17 protein-coding genes and 1 pseudogene are annotated in these 17114 nt (G+C 62.0%); 7 read left to right on the top strand and 11 right to left on the bottom strand.

Annotated features, from left to right (window positions below; translation table 11 throughout):
- Positions 1 to 130 precede the first annotated feature (130 nt).
- On the bottom strand, positions 131 to 565 hold the full coding sequence (locus AC30NL_RS23090; RefSeq protein ID WP_489466318.1) for a response regulator transcription factor: 435 nt from the start codon (positions 563 to 565) through the stop codon (positions 131 to 133).
- 326 nt (positions 566 to 891) lie between these two features.
- On the opposite strand from AC30NL_RS23090, the gene AC30NL_RS23085 reads away from it, so the two are divergent.
- Positions 892 to 1029, top strand: coding sequence for a hypothetical protein (locus AC30NL_RS23085; RefSeq protein ID WP_489466317.1), 138 nt, complete (start codon positions 892 to 894; stop codon positions 1027 to 1029).
- 27 nt (positions 1030 to 1056) lie between these two features.
- Entirely contained in the window at positions 1057 to 1482 is a 426-nt protein-coding gene (locus AC30NL_RS23080) for a hypothetical protein (protein WP_489466316.1), read from the top strand.
- A gap of 67 nt (positions 1483 to 1549) precedes the next feature.
- On the opposite strand, the gene AC30NL_RS23075 is transcribed toward AC30NL_RS23080, so the two are convergent.
- From AC30NL_RS23075 to AC30NL_RS23065, 3 genes are read right to left on the bottom strand one after another with little or no spacing between them, the layout of a single operon-like run.
- The gene (locus tag AC30NL_RS23075) at positions 1550 to 1897 is read right to left on the bottom strand and encodes an FKBP-type peptidyl-prolyl cis-trans isomerase (protein WP_489466315.1); all 348 of its coding nucleotides are present in this window, start codon (positions 1895 to 1897) and stop codon (positions 1550 to 1552) included.
- Positions 1898 to 1931: 34 nt separating this feature from the next.
- Positions 1932 to 2849 (bottom strand): tRNA glutamyl-Q(34) synthetase GluQRS, encoded by a 918-nt coding sequence (gene gluQRS / locus AC30NL_RS23070; protein WP_489466314.1) that lies wholly within the window; start codon positions 2847 to 2849, stop codon positions 1932 to 1934.
- A gap of 13 nt (positions 2850 to 2862) precedes the next feature.
- Positions 2863 to 3867 (bottom strand): LysR family transcriptional regulator, encoded by a 1005-nt coding sequence (locus AC30NL_RS23065; RefSeq protein WP_489466313.1) that lies wholly within the window; start codon positions 3865 to 3867, stop codon positions 2863 to 2865.
- A gap of 118 nt (positions 3868 to 3985) precedes the next feature.
- Between AC30NL_RS23065 and AC30NL_RS23060 the strand changes: the two genes are divergently transcribed.
- Both AC30NL_RS23060 and AC30NL_RS23055 read left to right on the top strand, forming a co-directional pair.
- The gene (locus AC30NL_RS23060) at positions 3986 to 4687 is read left to right on the top strand and encodes a pirin family protein (RefSeq protein ID WP_489466312.1); all 702 of its coding nucleotides are present in this window, start codon (positions 3986 to 3988) and stop codon (positions 4685 to 4687) included.
- Between the two features lie 43 nt (positions 4688 to 4730).
- Entirely contained in the window at positions 4731 to 5450 is a 720-nt protein-coding gene (locus AC30NL_RS23055; protein WP_489466311.1) for a DUF599 domain-containing protein, read from the top strand.
- Positions 5451 to 5453: 3 nt separating this feature from the next.
- On the opposite strand, the gene egtB is transcribed toward AC30NL_RS23055, so the two are convergent.
- Both egtB and AC30NL_RS23045 read right to left on the bottom strand, forming a co-directional pair.
- The gene (gene egtB, locus AC30NL_RS23050) at positions 5454 to 6761 is read right to left on the bottom strand and encodes an ergothioneine biosynthesis protein EgtB (protein WP_489466310.1); all 1308 of its coding nucleotides are present in this window, start codon (positions 6759 to 6761) and stop codon (positions 5454 to 5456) included.
- Between the two features lie 84 nt (positions 6762 to 6845).
- The gene (locus AC30NL_RS23045; protein WP_489466309.1) at positions 6846 to 7595 is read right to left on the bottom strand and encodes a sulfurtransferase; all 750 of its coding nucleotides are present in this window, start codon (positions 7593 to 7595) and stop codon (positions 6846 to 6848) included.
- A 32-nt stretch (positions 7596 to 7627) separates the two neighbouring features.
- On the opposite strand from AC30NL_RS23045, the pseudogene dnaE reads away from it, so the two are divergent.
- From dnaE to AC30NL_RS23030, 3 genes and pseudogenes are all read left to right on the top strand, one after another.
- Positions 7628 to 11128, top strand: a pseudogene (dnaE, locus tag AC30NL_RS23040) (DNA polymerase III subunit alpha).
- Between the two features lie 72 nt (positions 11129 to 11200).
- Positions 11201 to 11620, top strand: a complete 420-nt coding sequence (locus tag AC30NL_RS23035; protein ID WP_489466308.1) for a hypothetical protein — start codon at positions 11201 to 11203, stop codon at positions 11618 to 11620.
- A gap of 105 nt (positions 11621 to 11725) precedes the next feature.
- On the top strand, positions 11726 to 12961 hold the full coding sequence (locus tag AC30NL_RS23030; RefSeq protein WP_489466307.1) for a patatin-like phospholipase family protein: 1236 nt from the start codon (positions 11726 to 11728) through the stop codon (positions 12959 to 12961).
- 66 nt (positions 12962 to 13027) lie between these two features.
- On the opposite strand, the gene AC30NL_RS23025 is transcribed toward AC30NL_RS23030, so the two are convergent.
- The 5 genes from AC30NL_RS23025 to AC30NL_RS23005 all read right to left on the bottom strand — a co-directional run bounded on the left by AC30NL_RS23025 (position 13028) and on the right by AC30NL_RS23005 (position 16952).
- Positions 13028 to 13420 carry a ComEA family DNA-binding protein gene (locus AC30NL_RS23025; RefSeq protein ID WP_489466306.1) on the bottom strand — a complete coding sequence of 131 codons (393 nt, stop codon included), beginning with the start codon at positions 13418 to 13420 and terminating at the stop codon, positions 13028 to 13030.
- A gap of 114 nt (positions 13421 to 13534) precedes the next feature.
- Complete coding sequence (gene rfaD, locus AC30NL_RS23020) at positions 13535 to 14527, bottom strand: ADP-glyceromanno-heptose 6-epimerase (protein ID WP_489466305.1); 993 nt, start codon at positions 14525 to 14527, stop codon at positions 13535 to 13537.
- A 22-nt stretch (positions 14528 to 14549) separates the two neighbouring features.
- Positions 14550 to 15485 (bottom strand): D-glycero-beta-D-manno-heptose-7-phosphate kinase, encoded by a 936-nt coding sequence (gene rfaE1, locus AC30NL_RS23015; RefSeq protein ID WP_489466304.1) that lies wholly within the window; start codon positions 15483 to 15485, stop codon positions 14550 to 14552.
- Entirely contained in the window at positions 15485 to 16645 is a 1161-nt protein-coding gene (gene lapB / locus AC30NL_RS23010; RefSeq protein ID WP_489466303.1) for a lipopolysaccharide assembly protein LapB, read from the bottom strand. The genes rfaE1 and lapB overlap by 1 nt, the downstream gene beginning before the upstream one ends.
- Positions 16635 to 16952: a lipopolysaccharide assembly protein LapA domain-containing protein gene (locus AC30NL_RS23005; RefSeq protein ID WP_489466302.1), complete on the bottom strand. Its 318-nt coding sequence runs from the start codon at positions 16950 to 16952 to the stop codon at positions 16635 to 16637. Before AC30NL_RS23005 ends, lapB begins: the two co-directional genes overlap by 11 nt.
- Positions 16953 to 17114 lie beyond the last annotated feature (162 nt).

Genomic DNA, 17114 nt, shown 5'->3' with positions numbered 1-17114 from the left:
CTCGTCGTTGCAAATGCTCGCCATAGCCAAGCTATGGCTGCGCTTTGCGCCTAGATCAGGCGCCTTTTGACGTGCTGCTCGGACACGTTCGAAATGCTCTCAGCCTCTCAGCGGCCAGCAAGAACGCACGCTATGAAGGCAGCTGTGCGAAGCTGCTCGTGTCCTCGCCCGATGCGAGACGCGCACAGTAGTTGATGAGACCGTCGATCTCGTTCGACTTGTCGAATACCTTGTCTGCACCCAATTGCAGGCACTTGCGGCGCATGTCGGGCGTGGCGTAGTTGCTGAGCACCACCAGCTTTCGGCCGACCGCGGCATTGCGCGCAGCCTGTAACACGCCGAGACCGGATCCGCTCTTGAGGAAAATGTCGATGATGACGAGGTCACATGCGTTGTCGGACTTGCCGAGCCACTGTGCCGCACTCGATTCGTCTTCCGCCGTGCCGATGACTTCCACAGGCAACATCTCTTCCAGCGTTGCGATCAGGTTTTCGCGGATGACCGGGCTGTCCTCAACGATGTAGGTTCTCAAGTGCGCCATGACTGTGTCGATCGTGATTGGCATGGGATTCCACAGGTGGGCCGAATTGCTCGATCGCCGTGTCTTGCAGGGGACACGCCCAGAAACAAGCGGACGACACTGAGCTTGTTTCCAGTGTGTCTTATGGTCAATGGAGCTGCCATCGGGCGATGTCGTGCGAGAGCGTCAGGGATATCCTACACAGGAAGCATCTTGCGCCACGGCGCAAGATGCTTGGGCAGCGGTTCGAAGCAGCCTTTGTATCAGATGCCGTAGGACGAAAACTACGCGATCCTGCGGCAACGTCCGCTTTTGACGCACAGCCATGCCGGCGAATACTTCCCTGGTCTTCAACAACGACGGGAGTTGTCATGCGCAGCGGTCTGTTTCTGTCCCTGGCTCTCGTGCCTCCGATGATCGTCGCCGCCTGGACCTGGATTCTGATTCGCAAGGCTGAGAAGAATCTCGGCCACATGACAAACTTTGAAGGCATGCACTTCGAAGACTGACTTCCAAACTTCCTGAAAGGATTCGACATGTCCCCATCCCATTCGCTCAAACTCTCCCTTCTGGTCGCTTCCATGTTCGCGATCTCGTCGAGTTTCGCGGCCGACGCGATGAGCAAGGAGGACTACAAAGCCGCCAAGGACAAGATCACGGCTGAGTACAAGGACGCCAAGAAGGCGTGCGAGCCGCTGAAGGGTAACGCCAACGACATCTGCGAGAAGGAAGCCAAGGCCAAGGAAAAGATCGCATTGGCTGACCTTGACTTCAGCCGCAGCGGCAAGGACGCCGACCGCATCAAGGCTGAGAAGATGAAGGTGGAGCAACAGTACGCTGTCGCCAAGGAGAAATGCGAAGACAAGAAGGGCGCCGATGAGCGCGCTTGCAAGAAGGAAGCGAAGGCTGCCGAAGTCAAGGCCTTGTCCGATATCAAGGCCGAGAAGAAGGTGGCCGGTTGATCAAGAGGCATTTTTCAGCTCGGGCAGAGCCCGGGGTTGGGCCTTGATGCAACTCCAACCCCCCGCGTCAAACGCCCAGCAATTCCACTTCGAACATCAGCGTGGCGTTGGGCGGAATCACTCCGCCCGCGCCGCGCGAGCCGTAGCCCAATTGCGGCGGAATGACGAGCACGCGCGTGCCGCCGACCTTCATTCCCTGTACGCCTTCGTCCCATCCCTTGATGACCTGACCCTGGTCGAGGCCGAAATCAAATGGGGTGCGGCGATCCTTGCTGCTGTCGAACTTTGCGCCCTTGACCCCGTTGTCGTAGAGCCAACCCGTGTAGTGCACGGTGACGTGCTGTCCGGCCTTGGCCTCCTCGCCGCTGCCGGTGACGGTGTCCTCATACTGGAGACCGGAAGGGGTGGTGATCATCTTGACGTCCTTGAGTTGCAAATGAGGGTGCGCATCATGCCACCGGCAATGCCCACTTTTCCCGCCATTGGACGATGGCCTGCGTGAGCCACGAGTTGAGGTCCGACGCCTCGGTGGCGATGCCCAGGGAGACACCCGCGGTCCGCAGGGCGGCAAGGCAGTCGCGCAGGTTCAGGGGTGTAGCGCCGTTCTGCTTCGACAGTTTCTCGCCATTGGCCCCGAGCACCAACGGCGTGTGGAGGTAGACCGGTGTGGGCAAGCCCAGAAGGCGTTGCAGATGGATTTGACGCGGCGTGTTGTCCGAGAGGTCTTCGCCTCGCACGACGTGGGAAACACCCTGTAGCGCATCGTCCACGACGACAGCCATCTGGTAGGCCCACAAGCCGTCGGCGCGGTGCAGCACGAAGTCGCCCACTGCACGAGCCAGATTCTGTCGCTGCGCGCCGAGCCGGCGATCCGTCCATTCGATTTGCACATCGTGGCCCTTCGCGTTGAGCGTGCGAACGCGCATCGCTCGCGCTGCCTTGCCCTTGAGGCCGTTGCGGCAGGTGCCGGGGTAGACCAGCTCCGCATGGCGGGTGAGTTCCTGGCCCTCGGATTGCGCTGCAAGCGAGATCTCGCGCCGCGAGCAAGCGCAGGCATATACGTGATCAGCGGCCAGCAGGTGCTGCAGCGCGTCGGCATAAAGCTCGTCGCGTCGGGATTGCCACACCGGCAAGTCATCGGGCACAAGACCACAGGCCTCAAGTTGTTCAAGGATCACTCGGTCCGCTCCGGGCACGCAGCGCGGAAGGTCCACGTCTTCGATCCGCACGAGCCACTTGCCGCCATAAGCGCGGGCGTCGAGCCATGAGGCCAATGCCGCCACCAGCGAGCCGGCATGCAGCGGCCCGGTAGGCGATGGCGCGAAGCGGCCGATGTAACCAGCGCCAGGAAGATCGCTTCGGTGCATGTCTCCCAGCCTTTCAGCCGTAGTTTGCGAGCACGCTGCCGTGACGCTCCAGCAAGGCCTGCCGCGTCGTTGGGCTTTCGAGTTGTTCGAGCCACCACTGCAAGGCGAGTCCCACCGGCCCGTTGCCGGTGCGCCATGCATAGCCGAAGCGGGCCGCGCTTCCCCGGCGTTGCGTTTCTTTCACGACGAGCCGGCCCGCTTCGATGTGGTCACGCGCCAGCGGCTCAGGCAAGTAGCCGCAGCCAAGACAGCGCAATTGGGCCTCGATCTTGGCCTGGGTGCTTGCGACCGTGAACACATCCTGCCCAGGCAGGAGGTTCACGGTCACTGGCGTCATCCGCTGGGCCGAATCGGCAACGGCCACCGCGCGGTGCCGCAGCAGCTCAGCCTCGCCGATAGCGCCCTGGAAGTTCGCGAGCGGATGGTGCGGTGCCACGGCGAAGACGAAGTTCATCTCGCCTAAGGGCAGCATTTGGATGCCCGGATGCGGTGCATGGTCCGACCCGAAGCGGGTACCGATGGCGAGATCGGCCACGCCACTGGTCAACGCCTCCCAGGTGCCGGCCAACACCTCGGTGCGCAGGCGCAGCCGCGTACCAGGGCCGCTGCTTTCGTCGAGCTCGGCCGAGGACGTCGATTCATGCGGGTGTAGAGCGAAGAACGCATCGCACAGTTCGAACACCGTGATAGGAGAAATGACGCCATCCACCGCGATCGTGAGCTGGGTTTCCCAGCCGGTGGCCACGCGCTTCACGCGGTTGGCGACGGCGTCCATCTGTTCCAGCAGACGCCTGCCTTCGTTCAGCAGTTCTTCGCCCGCGGCAGTGAGCTTGGCCTGGCGCGAGCGCCGGTCAAAGAGCAGCACGTCAAGTGCATCCTCGAGTTGGCGCACGTTGTAGGTCAGCGCCGAAGGCACCTTGCCGAGTTCGCGCGCTGCGGCCGCGAAGCTGCCGGTGCGGGCGATGAGGTCCATCATCGCCAGCGCTTCGGGCGTGAGCACGTTGCGGGAGGCAGTCATGGGGATAGTGGCGCTGAAAACTGCAGGAGGTTCATCTTATTTGAATGCATGCTTCAACGTGAGATCGTCGACTGCTGTAGCTTGCACTTCTACATTGAGAAGATCAAAGGAGCGTTTCATGATCACTCTTCGCAAGTCCTGCGATCGCGGCTTCGCCGACCACGGCTGGCTCAAGAGCTTTCACAGTTTTTCCTTCGCTGACTACTACGACCCGAACCACATGGGATTCGGCAACCTGCGCGTCATCAACGAAGACCGCATCGCCCCGGGCACGGGGTTTGGCACGCACGCTCACCGCGACATGGAAATCATCAGCTACGTGCTCGAAGGCGCCTTGGCGCACAAGGACAACATGGGCAACGGCACGTCCATCGTGCCGGGCGACGTGCAGCGCATGAGCGCGGGGCGAGGCGTGATGCATAGCGAATTCAATCATGCGCCTGCCGAGACCACGCACTTTCTGCAAATCTGGATCCAGCCCAACGCCCAGGGCATTGCACCCAGCTACGAACAACACCACGTCGAAGACGCAGCCAAGCGCGGAACGCTGCGGCTCGTCGCGAGCAGCGATGCGCGCGAAGACTCATTGAAGCTCCATGCCGATGCCTCGATGTATGCCGGGCTCTTCGATGGCGACGAATCGGCCAAGCTCACAGTCGACCCGGCGCGCAAGGCCTATGTGCACGTGGTACGGGGCAAGGTGTCCGTCAACGGCAAGGCGCTGACTGCCGGCGACGCCGCCCAACTGAGCAATGAGCCGACGGTCGCCATCGACGGCGGCGACAAGGCCGAGGTCCTCGTATTCGATCTCGCTGCTTGACGCGGATCGTCGGCGTCGGCGGCGGCTTGATAAAGTCGCCGCCATGGAACCTTTCATCAAGATCGCCACGCTGCTGCCCTGGATCGACTGGGTGGCGGTGGTGATCTTTTTCGGCGGATGGGCGGGCTACGCATGGTTCGCGCGCCATCGTGCAAACAAGCATCCGTCGATTCTTGCGGCCACCAACCGCATCCGCCGCGAATGGATGCGTCAGAGCACCTACCGAGATGTGCGTGTGATCGACGGGGTGATCATCCAGAATCTGTCGACCAGCCCGTCCTTCTTCGCGTCAACCACCATCCTGATCATCGGTGGCCTGCTTGCCATCCTCGGCACGACCGAGAAGACCACTGAGCTCGTGCGCGAGCTGCCTTTTGCTGCCCGCACTTCTGTGCTGGTGTTCGACCTGAAGCTCGTCCTGATGCTCGTGGTCTTCGTCTATGCCTTCTTCCGCTTCACCTGGTCGATGCGGCAATACACCTTCGGCGCGCTGCTGATCGGCTCCGCACCGGAAGCGAAGCAGTTCGAGGTCATGGGGGCTGATGCGGATGACAAGCGCGCCGCGTTCGCCATGAAGTCGGGCAAGGTGCTGGGCCTCGCAGCGGAGACCTTCAATGATGGCTTGCGCGCCTACTACTTCGCCTTCGCGGCGATCGGCTGGTTCTTTTCGCCTGTGGTGTTCATGGTGGCGACGCTGGTCGTCATCTATGTCCTCTATCAGCGTGAGTTCCACTCCGACGTGCTCGAAGGGCTCAACGCGTGAATTTCATCTGGCCAGACGCAAGCCAGTGAACTGCCACTGTGCGTCGGGCGGGAAGAAATTGCGGTAGCTTGCCCGCACATGTCCGGCGGGCGTCGCGCACGACCCGCCGCGCAGCACGAACTGGTTGCACATGAACTTGCCGTTGTATTCGCCGACGGCGCCCGGCAGCGGCCGGTAGCCAGGGTACGGGTTGTAGTTGGACTGCGTCCACTCCCAGACGTCACCGAACAATTGCACAGGCTCGTCGTCGTCGTGCACTGCCGAGGGCAACGGATGGAAGGCGCCTCGGTCGGCGAAGTTGTCATGCGTCGAAGCGGGCCTGCCCAACTTTCGCGCGGCGACTTCCCATTCCGCCTCGGTCGGCAGGCGTGCGCCGGCCCAGCGGGCGTAGGCATCGGCTTCAAAAAAGCTCAGGTGGCACGCCGGCGTGTGCGGATCGATCTCAACGATGCCTTGCAGCGTGTGTGCCAGCCATCGCCCTTGGTCGCAAATCCAGTACAGGGGGGACTTTCGCCCGCCGGCCTGCACCCAGTCCCATCCCATCGAGAGCCATAGCTCGGGACGCTGGTATCCGCCGTCGTCGATGAAGGCGAGGAATTCGTCGTTGCTCACGGGGCGCGATGCGAGTTCGAAATCTGCAAGATAGGCCTTGTGCCGTGGTGTCTCGTTGTCGAAGCAGAAGCAGCCGTCGGACGTTGGGTCATGGCCGATGTCGAACAGGGCGCCTTCGTACGCGTGCCAGCGAAGCGGCTGCGGATTCACCGCGCCGATCGGCCAGCGCTTTGCATAGGGCGGGTGCATCGGATTGAACGACAGCACGTGCTTGATGTCCGTCAGCAGCAGTTCCTGGTGTTGCTGCTCGTGATGAAGACCGAGAGTGACGAGCTCGATCAGCCCCCCGTCATCCGGCCGCGCCGAAAGCAGCGCAGCCATGCGTTCATCGACGTTGGCGCGATAGCGCTTCACCTCGGCCATCGTCGGGCTCGTGATCAGACCGCGCTGCGGACGCGGATGCCTCTCGCCGACACCCTGGTAGTAACTGTTGAACAGCACGCGGAACATCGGCTCGAACGCCCGAAAGCCGGGTTCGAATCGTTCGAGGATGAAGGTTTCGAAAAACCAGGTGACGTGGGCGAGATGCCACTTTGTCGGGCTCGCGTCGGGCATCGACTGCACCTGGCAGTCTTCGTCGGACAGCGGCGTGGCGAGCGCGAGCGACATGCGGCGCACGCGCTCAAAGCGACCGATGAGCGCCGACTGCGGCAAGGCTGCCGCAGGAGAAGAGTTTGGTCGTGCCACCTTCATAAGCATGCCCCTCGTACACGTCCCGACCCAATGTAGACCATGCAGCCTGCTGTGGGTTTCCAATTGAATCCGTGCAGGTGCGGGTTCTTGTCACTCGCCGTCGACTTCAGACAGGCTCGCGTCCAGTGCCTCGCGGGCATCGAAGACGAAGCATTCGCCCTCGAAGTGCTTACCGCCGGTTTCCTCAAAATACTTGAGGATGCCGCCGTCGAGTTGCAGCACGTGGTCGATGCCGGCTTCGGCCATGAAGATGGCTGCCTTTTCGCAACGGATGCCGCCGGTGCAATAGCTCACGACCGTCTTGCCACGAAGCTCCTCGCGATGATCGAGAACAGCTTGCGGGAAATCGCTGAATTTGCGGATGTGCCAGTCGATCGCGCCCTTGAAGTGGCCGTGCTGGACTTCGAACTCGTTGCGCGTGTCGAGCGTGACAACCGGGCGGCCTTCGTCGTCGTGGCCGGCGTCCAGCCAGCGTGCCAGGGTCTTCGCGTCCACCGCCGGCGCGCGGCCAGTGGCGGGCTGGATCGTCGGGTGATTCATTCGGATGATCTCGCGCTTGACCTTCACGAGCAGCTTGCCGAATGGCATGTCGGTCGACCAGCTCTCCTTGGGTTCGAGTGGCTTGAATCGAGCGTCCTCGCGCAGCCAGTCGACGAAGGCGCGCACATCGGTCTCGCGCCCAGCCAAAAAGAGGTTGATGCCCTCGTCGGCCAGCAAGACAGTGCCTTTGAGCGACAAATCAGCGGCTTGTGAGCGGATGCTCTCGCGCAAAGCAGCGGTGTCCGTCAAGGAAGTGAAGAGATACGCCGAGATGTTCAGAATCGATTTCACCCGCGGCATTTTACGGATCGTCGTCTCCGTAAAATGCCGCGATGCCTTTTGTTCATCTGCGTACGCACACCGAGTTCTCCGTCGTCGACGGCACATTGCGAATTGACGAGGCGGTGGGTGCTGCGGCATCTGATGGCCAAGCCGCGTTGGCGATCAGCGACCTGAGCAATCTATTCGGCGCCATCAAGTTCTACAGCAAGGCGCGCAAGAAAGGCGTGAAGCCGCTGATCGGTGCCGATGTGTGGGTGGAGCCCGAAGGCGGCGAAAAGGCGGCGCGCCGCTTGCTGCTGCTTGTGCAGAACAAACAGGGCTACCTGAATCTGTGCGACCTGCTGTCGCGTGCTTGGCTCGTCAACGTGCAGCGCGGCCAGGCCTGGGTGAAATGGGAATGGCTGGAGGCCTTGAACGATGGGCTGATCGCCTTGTCAGGCGGAGAACTGGGCGCCGTCGGCCAGGCGCTGATGGCGCAAGACACAGGGCGGGCGAAAGAGCTCGCTTCGCGTCTGGCCGGCATCTTTTCCAATCGCTTCTACATCGAGTTGCAACGCGCTGGCCAACCCGGTTGCGAGGCGCACGTGCGTGCGGCCGTGCCGTTGGCGGCTGAATTGAATTTGCCGGTGGTCGCGACGCATCCGATTCAATTCCTCGCCCCGGAAGACTTCGAGGCGCATGAGGCCCGCGTGTGCGTGGCCGAGGGCGAGACGCTCACCAATCCGCGTCGCATCAAGCGCTTTACGCGCGAACAGCATTTCAAGACGCAGGCGCAGATGGAGGCGCTGTTCGCCGACATCCCGAGCGCGCTCGCCAACAGCGTCGAGATCGCCAAGCGCTGCAATCTCACACTGGTGCTCGGCAAGCCGCAATTGCCGGATTTTCCGACGCCACTCATCGACGGCGCGCCGATGCCAATGGCGGACTACTTTCGTGTCGCATCGCACGACGGATTGATGGAGCGTCTGGTTCAGCTTTATCCGAACGAGGACCAGCGCGAAAAGGAGCGGCAGCGCTACGTGGACCGACTCGACTTCGAGATCAACACGATCTTGAAGATGGGTTTCCCGGGTTACTTCCTGATCGTCGCGGACTTCATCAACTGGGCGAAGAACAATGGGTGCCCGGTAGGGCCGGGGCGCGGATCGGGCGCCGGTTCGCTCGTGGCCTACGCGCTCAAGATCACCGACCTCGACCCGCTGCGCTACAACCTGCTGTTCGAGCGCTTCCTGAACCCGGACCGCGTGTCGATGCCCGACTTCTACATCGACTTCTGCCAGGGTAACCGCGATCGCGTCATCGACTACGTGAAGCAGAAATACGGCCGTGATGCAGTGAGCCAGATCGCGACTTTCGGCACCATGGCAGCCAAGGCGGCGCTGCGCGACGTGGGCCGGGTGCTGGGCATGGGGTACGGCTATGTGGACAGCATAGCCAAGCTCGTTCCCGCGCCTCCCGGCAAGAGCGTGACGCTCGCGCGCGTGCCAGACAGCCCGGACTCCGGCGTCATTTACGCGCGCAAGGAATCGCCCGAGATCGAGGAGCGCGAGAAGAACGAAGAAGAAGTGGCGGAACTGCTCACGCTCGCCATGCGCCTCGAAGGCGTGACTCGAAACATCGGCATGCACGCGGGTGGCGTGCTCATCGCGCCCGGCAAGATCACCGACTTCTGCCCGCTATACATGCAGCCCGGCAGCGACAGCGCAGTGAGCCAGTTTGACAAGGACGACGTGGAGGCCGCCGGCCTCGTGAAGTTCGACTTCCTGGGGCTCGCGACCCTCACCATTCTCGAGCTCGCCAAGGACTACATCCGCGCGCGTCATCCGAGCCAGAAGGACTTCGCGCTCGAGAACATCCCGCTCAACGATCGCGGTGCGTATCAGTTGATGAGCGAGGGCAAGACGGTTGCCGTGTTTCAGCTTGAAAGTTCGGGCATGCAACGCATGCTCAAGGACGCCAAGCCAAGCGTGTTCGAGGACATCATCGCGCTCGTGGCCTTGTACTGACCGGGCCCGATGGACCTCATCCCCACCTTCTGCGCGCGCAAGCACGGCCGAGAAGACGTCGAATACCCGCATCCGCTGATGGAGGAGGTGCTCAAGGAGACGTACGGGATCATGGTCTACCAGGAGCAGGTGATGCAGGTGGCCCAGCGCCTGGGCGGCTATTCGCTCGGCGGTGCAGACTTGCTTCGCCGTGCGATGGGCAAGAAGAAGGTCGAAGAGATGGCCGAGCACCGCGCCATCTTCGCGGCGGGAGCGGCCAACAACAACATCAACGAGTCGAAGGCCAACGAGATCTTCGACTTGATGGAGAAGTTCGCGGGTTATGGCTTCAACAAGTCGCACGCCGCCGCCTATGCCTTGCTTGCGTATCACACCGCGTGGCTCAAGGTGAAATACCTGGCCGAATTCACCGCGGCCAACATGAGCGTCGCGCTCGATGACACCGACAAGCTCAAGATCTTTCACGACGACGCGGTGGCGCTGGGCATTACCTTCGAGCCACCCAATGTCAACACTGGCGGGTATCGCTTCGAGCCGGTGAACGACAAAGTCGTTCGCTACGGATTGGGCGCGATCAAGGGCACGGGACAGAGCGCCATCGAAGCGATCATTCAGGCTCGAAACGAGGGCGGACCATTCAAGTCGCTCTTCGACTTCTGCACGCGTGTCGATCGAGCGCGGATCAACAAGCGAACGGTCGAGGCATTGATCAAGGCCGGTGCGTTCGACTGGCTAGGGCTCGAACGCGCATTGCTCGTCGCAAGCATTGCGCTCGCTTTCGACTATGCCGGCACGCAGCATGCCAACGCCGATCAAGGTGGCTTGTTCGACTTCGGTGATTCGCATGCCGCGTCGACGCAAGAGCCTGAACTCGTGCCCGCAGACCCGTGGAGCATCAAGGAGCGCCTGACCTTCGAAAAGGCGGCGCTGGGTTTCTATCTGTCGGGCCATCTCTTCGACCAGAGCGCCGACGAGGTTCGCTTGTTCGCCAAGCGTCGCAACGCGGACATCATCGACAGCCGCGAACCGCAACTGCTGGCCGGAATCATCAGCGATCTGCGCGTCATCAACGGGCAGCGAGGACGTGTCGCGATCTTCAAGCTCGATGACAAGACCGAAGCGCTCGAAGCCGTGGCGAACGAGGAGGTTCTCAACGCCAACAAGGAACTCTTGAAGGACGACGAACTCGTCATCATCCAGGGCAAGGTCCAGCCTGATCGCTTCTCCGGCGGTGTGCGTCTGAATGTGCAGCAGATCTGGGACCTGACCGCGGCCCGTTGCCGCTTCGGCAAGTACCTGCGTGTCGAGGTCAACGGCAGCATCCCGCCGGTGGCCGACGTATTGCGAGACTTTCCGACACGCAAGACGATGACGGAACAGGGAGTCTCGACGCAGGGTCTCACTGTTCGCTTGGTGGTCGAACGCGGCTCCGCTCGCGGCGAACTCGACCTCGGCGACGAAGGGAAATTTTTTCCGAGCGATGCAGCGATTGCGCGTTGGCAGGAAGGCAGTCACCGCCGGGCACAAGTGATGTACGAATCGTGACTTGTTGCCGCTTTGGAGGTCGGCACCCACCCGTGTTCAGACGTTGATTGAGGACTCTTCCGGAGGCACCATATGAAACGAATCCTTCTTGCTGTCGCGATCGCTGCTCTTGCGGTTCCGGCTTTCGCGCAGACCAACGTCGGCGTCTCGGTGAACGTCAGCCAGCCTGGACTTTACGGCCGCATCGACATCGGCAACGTGCCGACTCCCCCAGTGCTCGTATACCAACAGCCTGTGGTGATCACGCAGACTCCCGTTGTGGTGCACCAAAGCCCGATCTACCTGCACGTGCCTCCAGGACACGAGAAACATTGGGACAAACACTGCGCCAAGTACAACGCCTGCGGCCAGCCGGTGTACTTCGTGCGGGAAGATTGGTACCAGCAACACTACGTTCATGACCGCGATCATGGTCGTGACCGTGACGACGATCACGATTGGCGCAAGCATGGCAAAGGGCATGACAAGGGCCACAAGCACGACGACCGTTGAGATCGTGTCGGGCTGAACTGAGAGGCTGAGAGTATTTCGTGCATCTGCGCCGACCTTCGGGCTGGACCTGATCAGTCATTACACGGTCGCTGTCTAAACTGCGACATGCCCGATATTCCAAGCACCGGCCTCATCCTGACAGGCGGTGGCGCTCGCGCCGCCTACCAGGTGGGTGTGCTCGATGCAGTGGCCAGCATCCGGCGCCACAGCGACGCGCCACCGGAGAATCCATTTCCTGTGATCGCAGGTACCTCTGCCGGTGCCATCAACTCCACTGCGCTCGCCTGCGGCGCGGACAACTTTGACACCGCGGTTGGCGGGCTCGTTCATATCTGGCGCAATTTCCGCGCCGAGCAAATCTACCGGGCGGACTCCATCGGCGTCATTCGTACCGGCGCACGCTGGTTGACGATGATGTCAGTCGGCTGGATGATCGCCCGTTTCCGCCTTGCGCGTCCGCGCTCGCTGCTCGATAACAGCCCTCTCGACATGCTGCTGGCCAAGCTCATCGACACAAGGCGCCTGAAGCAAATGATGCACGATGGCCATGTCCAGGCGCTGGCGGTCACTGCTTCGAGCTACGGCTCTGGCATGCACGTGACTTTCTACGACACGGTGAAAGACGTCGTGCCGTGGACACGCTCGCAGCGTATCGCCGTTCGAAGCGACGTCAGCGTGCCGCATCTGTTGGCCTCGTCGGCGATTCCCTTTGTCTTTCCCGCTGTGCCGCTGGTCATCGACGGGCGCATCGAATATTTTGGCGACGGGTCAATGCGGCAGTCAGCACCCATCTCGCCCGCGGTGCACCTGGGAGCCGAACGCATCCTCGTCGTGGGTGCGGGTCGAATGCACGAGCCGGTCGGTGAGCGGCCCTTAAGCAGCGAGTACCCTAATCTTGCGCAGATCGCCGGTCATGCGCTGTCCAACATCTTTCTCGACGCGCTTGCTGTCGACGTTGAGCGGCTGCAACGCGTCAACAGCACGCTCGGACTGCTTCCGCCCGAAGCACGGTCGCGCACCAGCCTGCGGCCCATCGATGTATTGGTGATTGCGCCCAGCAAGCGCTTGGACGACATCGCCGCAAAGCACATCGGCAGCCTCCCAGCTCCTATCCGCGCGCTGCTGCGAGGCGTTGGTGTTTCGGGTCGCGGCGATGATGCGCGCGGCGCCGCGCTCGCGAGCTATCTGCTCTTCGAAGCGCCATACACGCGCGAGTTGATGGCCCTGGGGCGATCGGACACCTTCGCGCGCCGCGATGAGGTGATGGCCTTCTTCGGATGGAAACCTCGCAGCCACCGCACGGTGCCACCAACCGAGTACGAAGCAGTCGCTGCCGAATAGAAAACGCCCCGGTGCCGGGGCGTTTCTTCTGGGCTCTCTCAGCTTTTTGTGATGAGCCTTACGGCATCAAAGTGATGCCTGCTTCTTGCTCGCCTTGGCATCGGAAGCCTTTTCCGCAGACTTCGCGGCTTTGTCGTCCCTTGTTGTCTTGGCGGTCTTGGCTTTTCCCTTGGTCTTCGCAGTCTCGCCTGTCGACTTGTAGGCCTCGCCACCGACCGTCAGCCCGGCGTTCGAAAGCTTGGTCGCACGCGCATCCTTGATGCCGTGCATGCGCTGCTGTACATCGGCCCAATCCTTGAACGCGCCTTTCTTGCGCTCATCGATGATCTTGCCGGCGGTGACCGTGCCCAGACCTTTGACGGCTTCCAATTCAGCCTGATCGGCCTTGTTGATGTCGACCGATGCGAATGCAGCGGCAGCGAAGAAAGACAGGATGATGGCGACGAATTTCTTGAACATGGTTTGTTCCTCCTCGGAGTTGCTTGGTTGATGGTCACGGCACCCTTGCCGTGCCGTGTTTCAACGAAGCGTTGACGAGAAGCGTTGTCCCACCGAAGCGGGACTACAAGCACCCTACAAAGTGCGATCCATCCAATGGACGTATTGCTCGACACCGGACGCAACGTCGGCGAAAGCATGCTGGCAGCCCACGGCGCGAAGCCTCGCGAGGTCGGCCTGCGTGAAGCATTGGTACTTGCCGATGAGCGCTTCGGGGAATGGGATGTATTCAATGAAGCCCTGCCGCACGAGTTCCTCGAGCGACATTGCGCTTTCGCCCTTCAGCTTGCGAGACGCGTTGACCGCCGCGACTGCCACGTCGTTGAAGGGCTGCGCGCGACCGCTTCCCAGATTGAAGATGCCGCTTGCCTGCGGGTTTTGCAGGAACCACAGGTTGACTGCCACCACGTCGTCCACGAACACGAAGTCGCGCGACTGCCCGCCATGCGCATAGCCGCCGTACTCGCCGAAGAGCTTGACTTTGCCGCTGTCGCGGAACTGGTTGAAGTGATGGAAGGCGACGGAAGCCATCCGTCCCTTGTGCTGCTCGCGCGGTCCGTAGACGTTGAAGTAGCGAAAGCCTGCGACCTGTGTTTTTGCGGTGGGCAGCATGCGCCGGACGGCATTGTCGAAGAGCAGCTTCGAATAGCCGTAGACGTTCAGTGGTTGCTCGAACTGTGGCTCCTCGCGAAATGATGCGCTGCCGCCGTAGGTCGCTGCGGACGACGCGTACAAGAGCCGGGTGCCTTGCGCCTGGCAGGCTTCTAGCAAGTCCTTGGAGCACCGGTAGTTGGTGTCCATCATGTAGCGCCCGTTGTGCTCCATCGTGTCGGAGCAGGCGCCCTCGTGCAGCACTGCGTCGACGCGGCCGAACTCGCCCTTGGCGAAGCGTGTGTAGAACTCGCTACGGTCGAAGTAATCCGACAGCTTCGCACCCAGCAAGTTGCGGTACTTCGGACCGTCGGTGAGATCGTCGACGGCAATCACGTCGTCGATGCCGACTGCATTGAGTCCGTGAACGATGTTGCTGCCGATCATTCCGGCCGCGCCGGTGACCACGACTTTCATTCGCTGACCCTCATTGTGGAACTCATCCGAAAAGCTCTTCGTAGGTGACGCCCGCCGTACCGAACTTGCCGACGACGATTCCGCCGGCGCGGTTGGCCACAGGCATGGCCTCGCGAAGGCTCAGGCCGCTGGCGAGCATGGCGGCGAGCGTCGCGATGACGGTGTCGCCTGCGCCGGTAACGTCGAACACTTCCCGTGCCTGCGCCGGCACCTGGGCGTGGCCTGCGGCATCGAAGAGGGACATGCCTTCTTCGGAGCGAGTGAGCAGCAGTGCGTCGATGTGCAGTTGCTGCCTGAGGTTCTGCGCCCGTTCGTGCAGTTGCTCCTCATTTGACCAAGGCCCGATCACCTGCGCGAGTTCTGCGCGATTGGGCGTCACCACGGTGGCGCCTGCATAGCGGGTGTAGTCGTGCCCCTTGGGATCGATCAGCACCGGCTTCTTGGCGGCCCGTGCCAGCTCGATCATCCGAGGAATGTGTTCCAGTCCGCCCTTGCCGTAGTCGCTGAAGAGCACGGCGCCATGCTGCGGCAGCACAAGTTCGAAGTCGCTCAGCATGCCGGCCAGCACTTCGTGGTCGGGTTGGTTCTCGAAGTCGATGCGGATCAATTGTTGCGACCGGCCGATGACTCGCAGCTTGACGATGGTGTAGAGCTGAGGATCTTCGCCAAGCAACGTGGCGACGCCTTCGCGCTCGAGCAACTGTCGCAGCTTGCGCGCGGGTTCGTCGTTGCCGACAACGGTGAGCAGCGTGGCCTGCGCACTCAGCGTCTTGACGTTGAGCGCCACATTGGCAGCGCCGCCCAATCGCTCTTCTTCGCGGTTCACGCGCACCACAGGCACCGGCGCTTCCGGCGAGATGCGGTCCACGGCGCCGAACCAGTAGCGGTCGAGCATCGCGTCGCCCACCACCAGCACGCGCGATGCGGCCAACTTGCTTCGATCGACGATGGACTTCATCAGAGATCCTCCAATCGCTGGGTCGGATAGCTGTCCCAATTCAGGCAGCCCGGGCATTGCCAAAAGTAGTTCTGTGCCTCGAAACCGCAGGCTGCACAACGATAGCGCTGAAGCGGCTTTGCTGCGTGGGCGATGGCCGATTCGATGCTTTGCCCATCAGGGTCTTCATCCGAGCCGAGTTCGGCGGCGCGTAACTTCAGGAGCTCGCGGGCGGCAGACAGGCTGGGGTGTTTCTGCAGGTGATCGGCGACGCGTCGGCGCTGCGCGGATGCTTGCACATCAAGCAGGCCGATGGCGGCAAGCAGATCGAGTGACGGCGCTTTTTGATACAGCGCCTGGAGTTCGGCAAGCGCGTGAGGTCCTTCGCCGGCTTCGATGGCGCTGCGGGCGTAGTCGCGGGCCACGAGGGCAAAGGCATGCGGATGCGTCACCAGCAACTGATGCCACGCCTGCATCGCCTGCACATGGTTGCGGGCAACGCGTGCACGCTCGCCTGCGAGCACCAGCGGCCGTGCCGCTTGCGGCGCGGCGTCACGCGCCTTGCGAAGCGCCTCGTCGCCATCGGCGATCTGGCCCCGGCCATCGGCTTCCAGCGCGAGTTCGCACCAGTAGTGCGCGATTCGCGATGAATACGAGCCGGTGCCGCCGCTGCGTTCGAGCTTGCTCGCATCTTCGACGGCCGCACGCCAGTCGCGTGAACGTTCGTGCAAGGTCAAGAGCGCCAGGCGAGCTTCCGTGTCGAATGTCGTGCCTTCCAAGGCTTTCCAGGCTCCTTCGGCCCGATCGAAGAGGCCGGCCTTCATGTAGTCCTGTGCGAGACCATGCTGTGCGCGGTCGCGCTCGGCGGCCGGAAGATCTGCCCTGTTCAGCAGATGTTCGTGAACGCGGACGGCTCGTTCGTACTCACCGCGACGCCGAAAGAGATTGCCCAGCGCAAAGTGCAGATCCGATGTGTCGGGATCATGCTGAACCGCCTCGATGAACGCGTCGATGGCCTTGTCCTGCTGTTCGTTGAGGAGGAAGTTCAATCCTTTGAAATAGGCCTTGGGCGACTCGTGCTGTTCGCGCTTCCATTGCCGCACGTCAAGGCGCGACGCCATCCACCCGAGGGCGAAGGCCACCGGCAGTCCGAGCAGGACCCACTGAAGGTCAAAGTCCATCGCGGGGCGGGTGGTCGGTGTGAGAGGCCAGAGTGATCGCGGGCATGACCACCGGCTTGTCGACCACGACCGCGGCGCTTGCTTGCGTGCGGCGGGCCACGCGCCAGTGCCTCCACCAGCTCGGAACCATCGCGAAAACGCCGAAGGCGCAGCCCAGCCCGAAGGCAGCAAGCACGATGAACACCATGGGCGCACGCCATTCCTGACCGAAGAACCACTTGACGCTAGCGTCGTGCTGGTTGTTCAGTGCAAAGGCGAACAGGGCAAAAAAAATGAAGGCTCGAAAGAGCCAGATGAAGAACCGCATCGCATCTCCCGGGCCGATTCTAGTGGCCCATGCGTGGATTCAGAGGCGAGCTGGTGAAGAGCTCAGAGGCTGAGAGTTTTTCGAGCGTGCCCGAGCAGCGCGTCAAAAGGCACCTGATCTAGGCGCAAAGCGCAGCCATAGCCCGGGCTATGGCGAGCATTT

It is taken from the genome of Rhizobacter sp. (assembly GCA_021153565.1).
Classification (GTDB): domain Bacteria; phylum Pseudomonadota; class Gammaproteobacteria; order Burkholderiales; family Burkholderiaceae_C; genus Albitalea.
This window is presented reverse-complemented; position numbering and strand designations above follow the sequence as displayed.

Coding starts and splice junctions, on each gene's coding strand:
- AC30NL_RS23090 (WP_489466318.1), bottom strand. CDS start 565: ATGCCAATCACGATCGACACAGTCATGGCGCACTTGAGAACCTACATC.
- AC30NL_RS23085 (WP_489466317.1), top strand. CDS start 892: ATGCGCAGCGGTCTGTTTCTGTCCCTGGCTCTCGTGCCTCCGATGATC.
- AC30NL_RS23080 (WP_489466316.1), top strand. CDS start 1,057: ATGTCCCCATCCCATTCGCTCAAACTCTCCCTTCTGGTCGCTTCCATG.
- AC30NL_RS23075 (WP_489466315.1), bottom strand. CDS start 1,897: ATGATCACCACCCCTTCCGGTCTCCAGTATGAGGACACCGTCACCGGC.
- gluQRS (WP_489466314.1), bottom strand. CDS start 2,849: ATGCACCGAAGCGATCTTCCTGGCGCTGGTTACATCGGCCGCTTCGCG.
- AC30NL_RS23065 (WP_489466313.1), bottom strand. CDS start 3,867: ATGACTGCCTCCCGCAACGTGCTCACGCCCGAAGCGCTGGCGATGATG.
- AC30NL_RS23060 (WP_489466312.1), top strand. CDS start 3,986: ATGATCACTCTTCGCAAGTCCTGCGATCGCGGCTTCGCCGACCACGGC.
- AC30NL_RS23055 (WP_489466311.1), top strand. CDS start 4,731: ATGGAACCTTTCATCAAGATCGCCACGCTGCTGCCCTGGATCGACTGG.
- egtB (WP_489466310.1), bottom strand. CDS start 6,761: ATGCTTATGAAGGTGGCACGACCAAACTCTTCTCCTGCGGCAGCCTTG.
- AC30NL_RS23045 (WP_489466309.1), bottom strand. CDS start 7,595: ATGCCGCGGGTGAAATCGATTCTGAACATCTCGGCGTATCTCTTCACT.
- AC30NL_RS23035 (WP_489466308.1), top strand. CDS start 11,201: ATGAAACGAATCCTTCTTGCTGTCGCGATCGCTGCTCTTGCGGTTCCG.
- AC30NL_RS23030 (WP_489466307.1), top strand. CDS start 11,726: ATGCCCGATATTCCAAGCACCGGCCTCATCCTGACAGGCGGTGGCGCT.
- AC30NL_RS23025 (WP_489466306.1), bottom strand. CDS start 13,420: ATGTTCAAGAAATTCGTCGCCATCATCCTGTCTTTCTTCGCTGCCGCT.
- rfaD (WP_489466305.1), bottom strand. CDS start 14,527: ATGAAAGTCGTGGTCACCGGCGCGGCCGGAATGATCGGCAGCAACATC.
- rfaE1 (WP_489466304.1), bottom strand. CDS start 15,485: ATGAAGTCCATCGTCGATCGAAGCAAGTTGGCCGCATCGCGCGTGCTG.
- lapB (WP_489466303.1), bottom strand. CDS start 16,645: ATGGACTTTGACCTTCAGTGGGTCCTGCTCGGACTGCCGGTGGCCTTC.
- AC30NL_RS23005 (WP_489466302.1), bottom strand. CDS start 16,952: ATGCGGTTCTTCATCTGGCTCTTTCGAGCCTTCATTTTTTTTGCCCTG.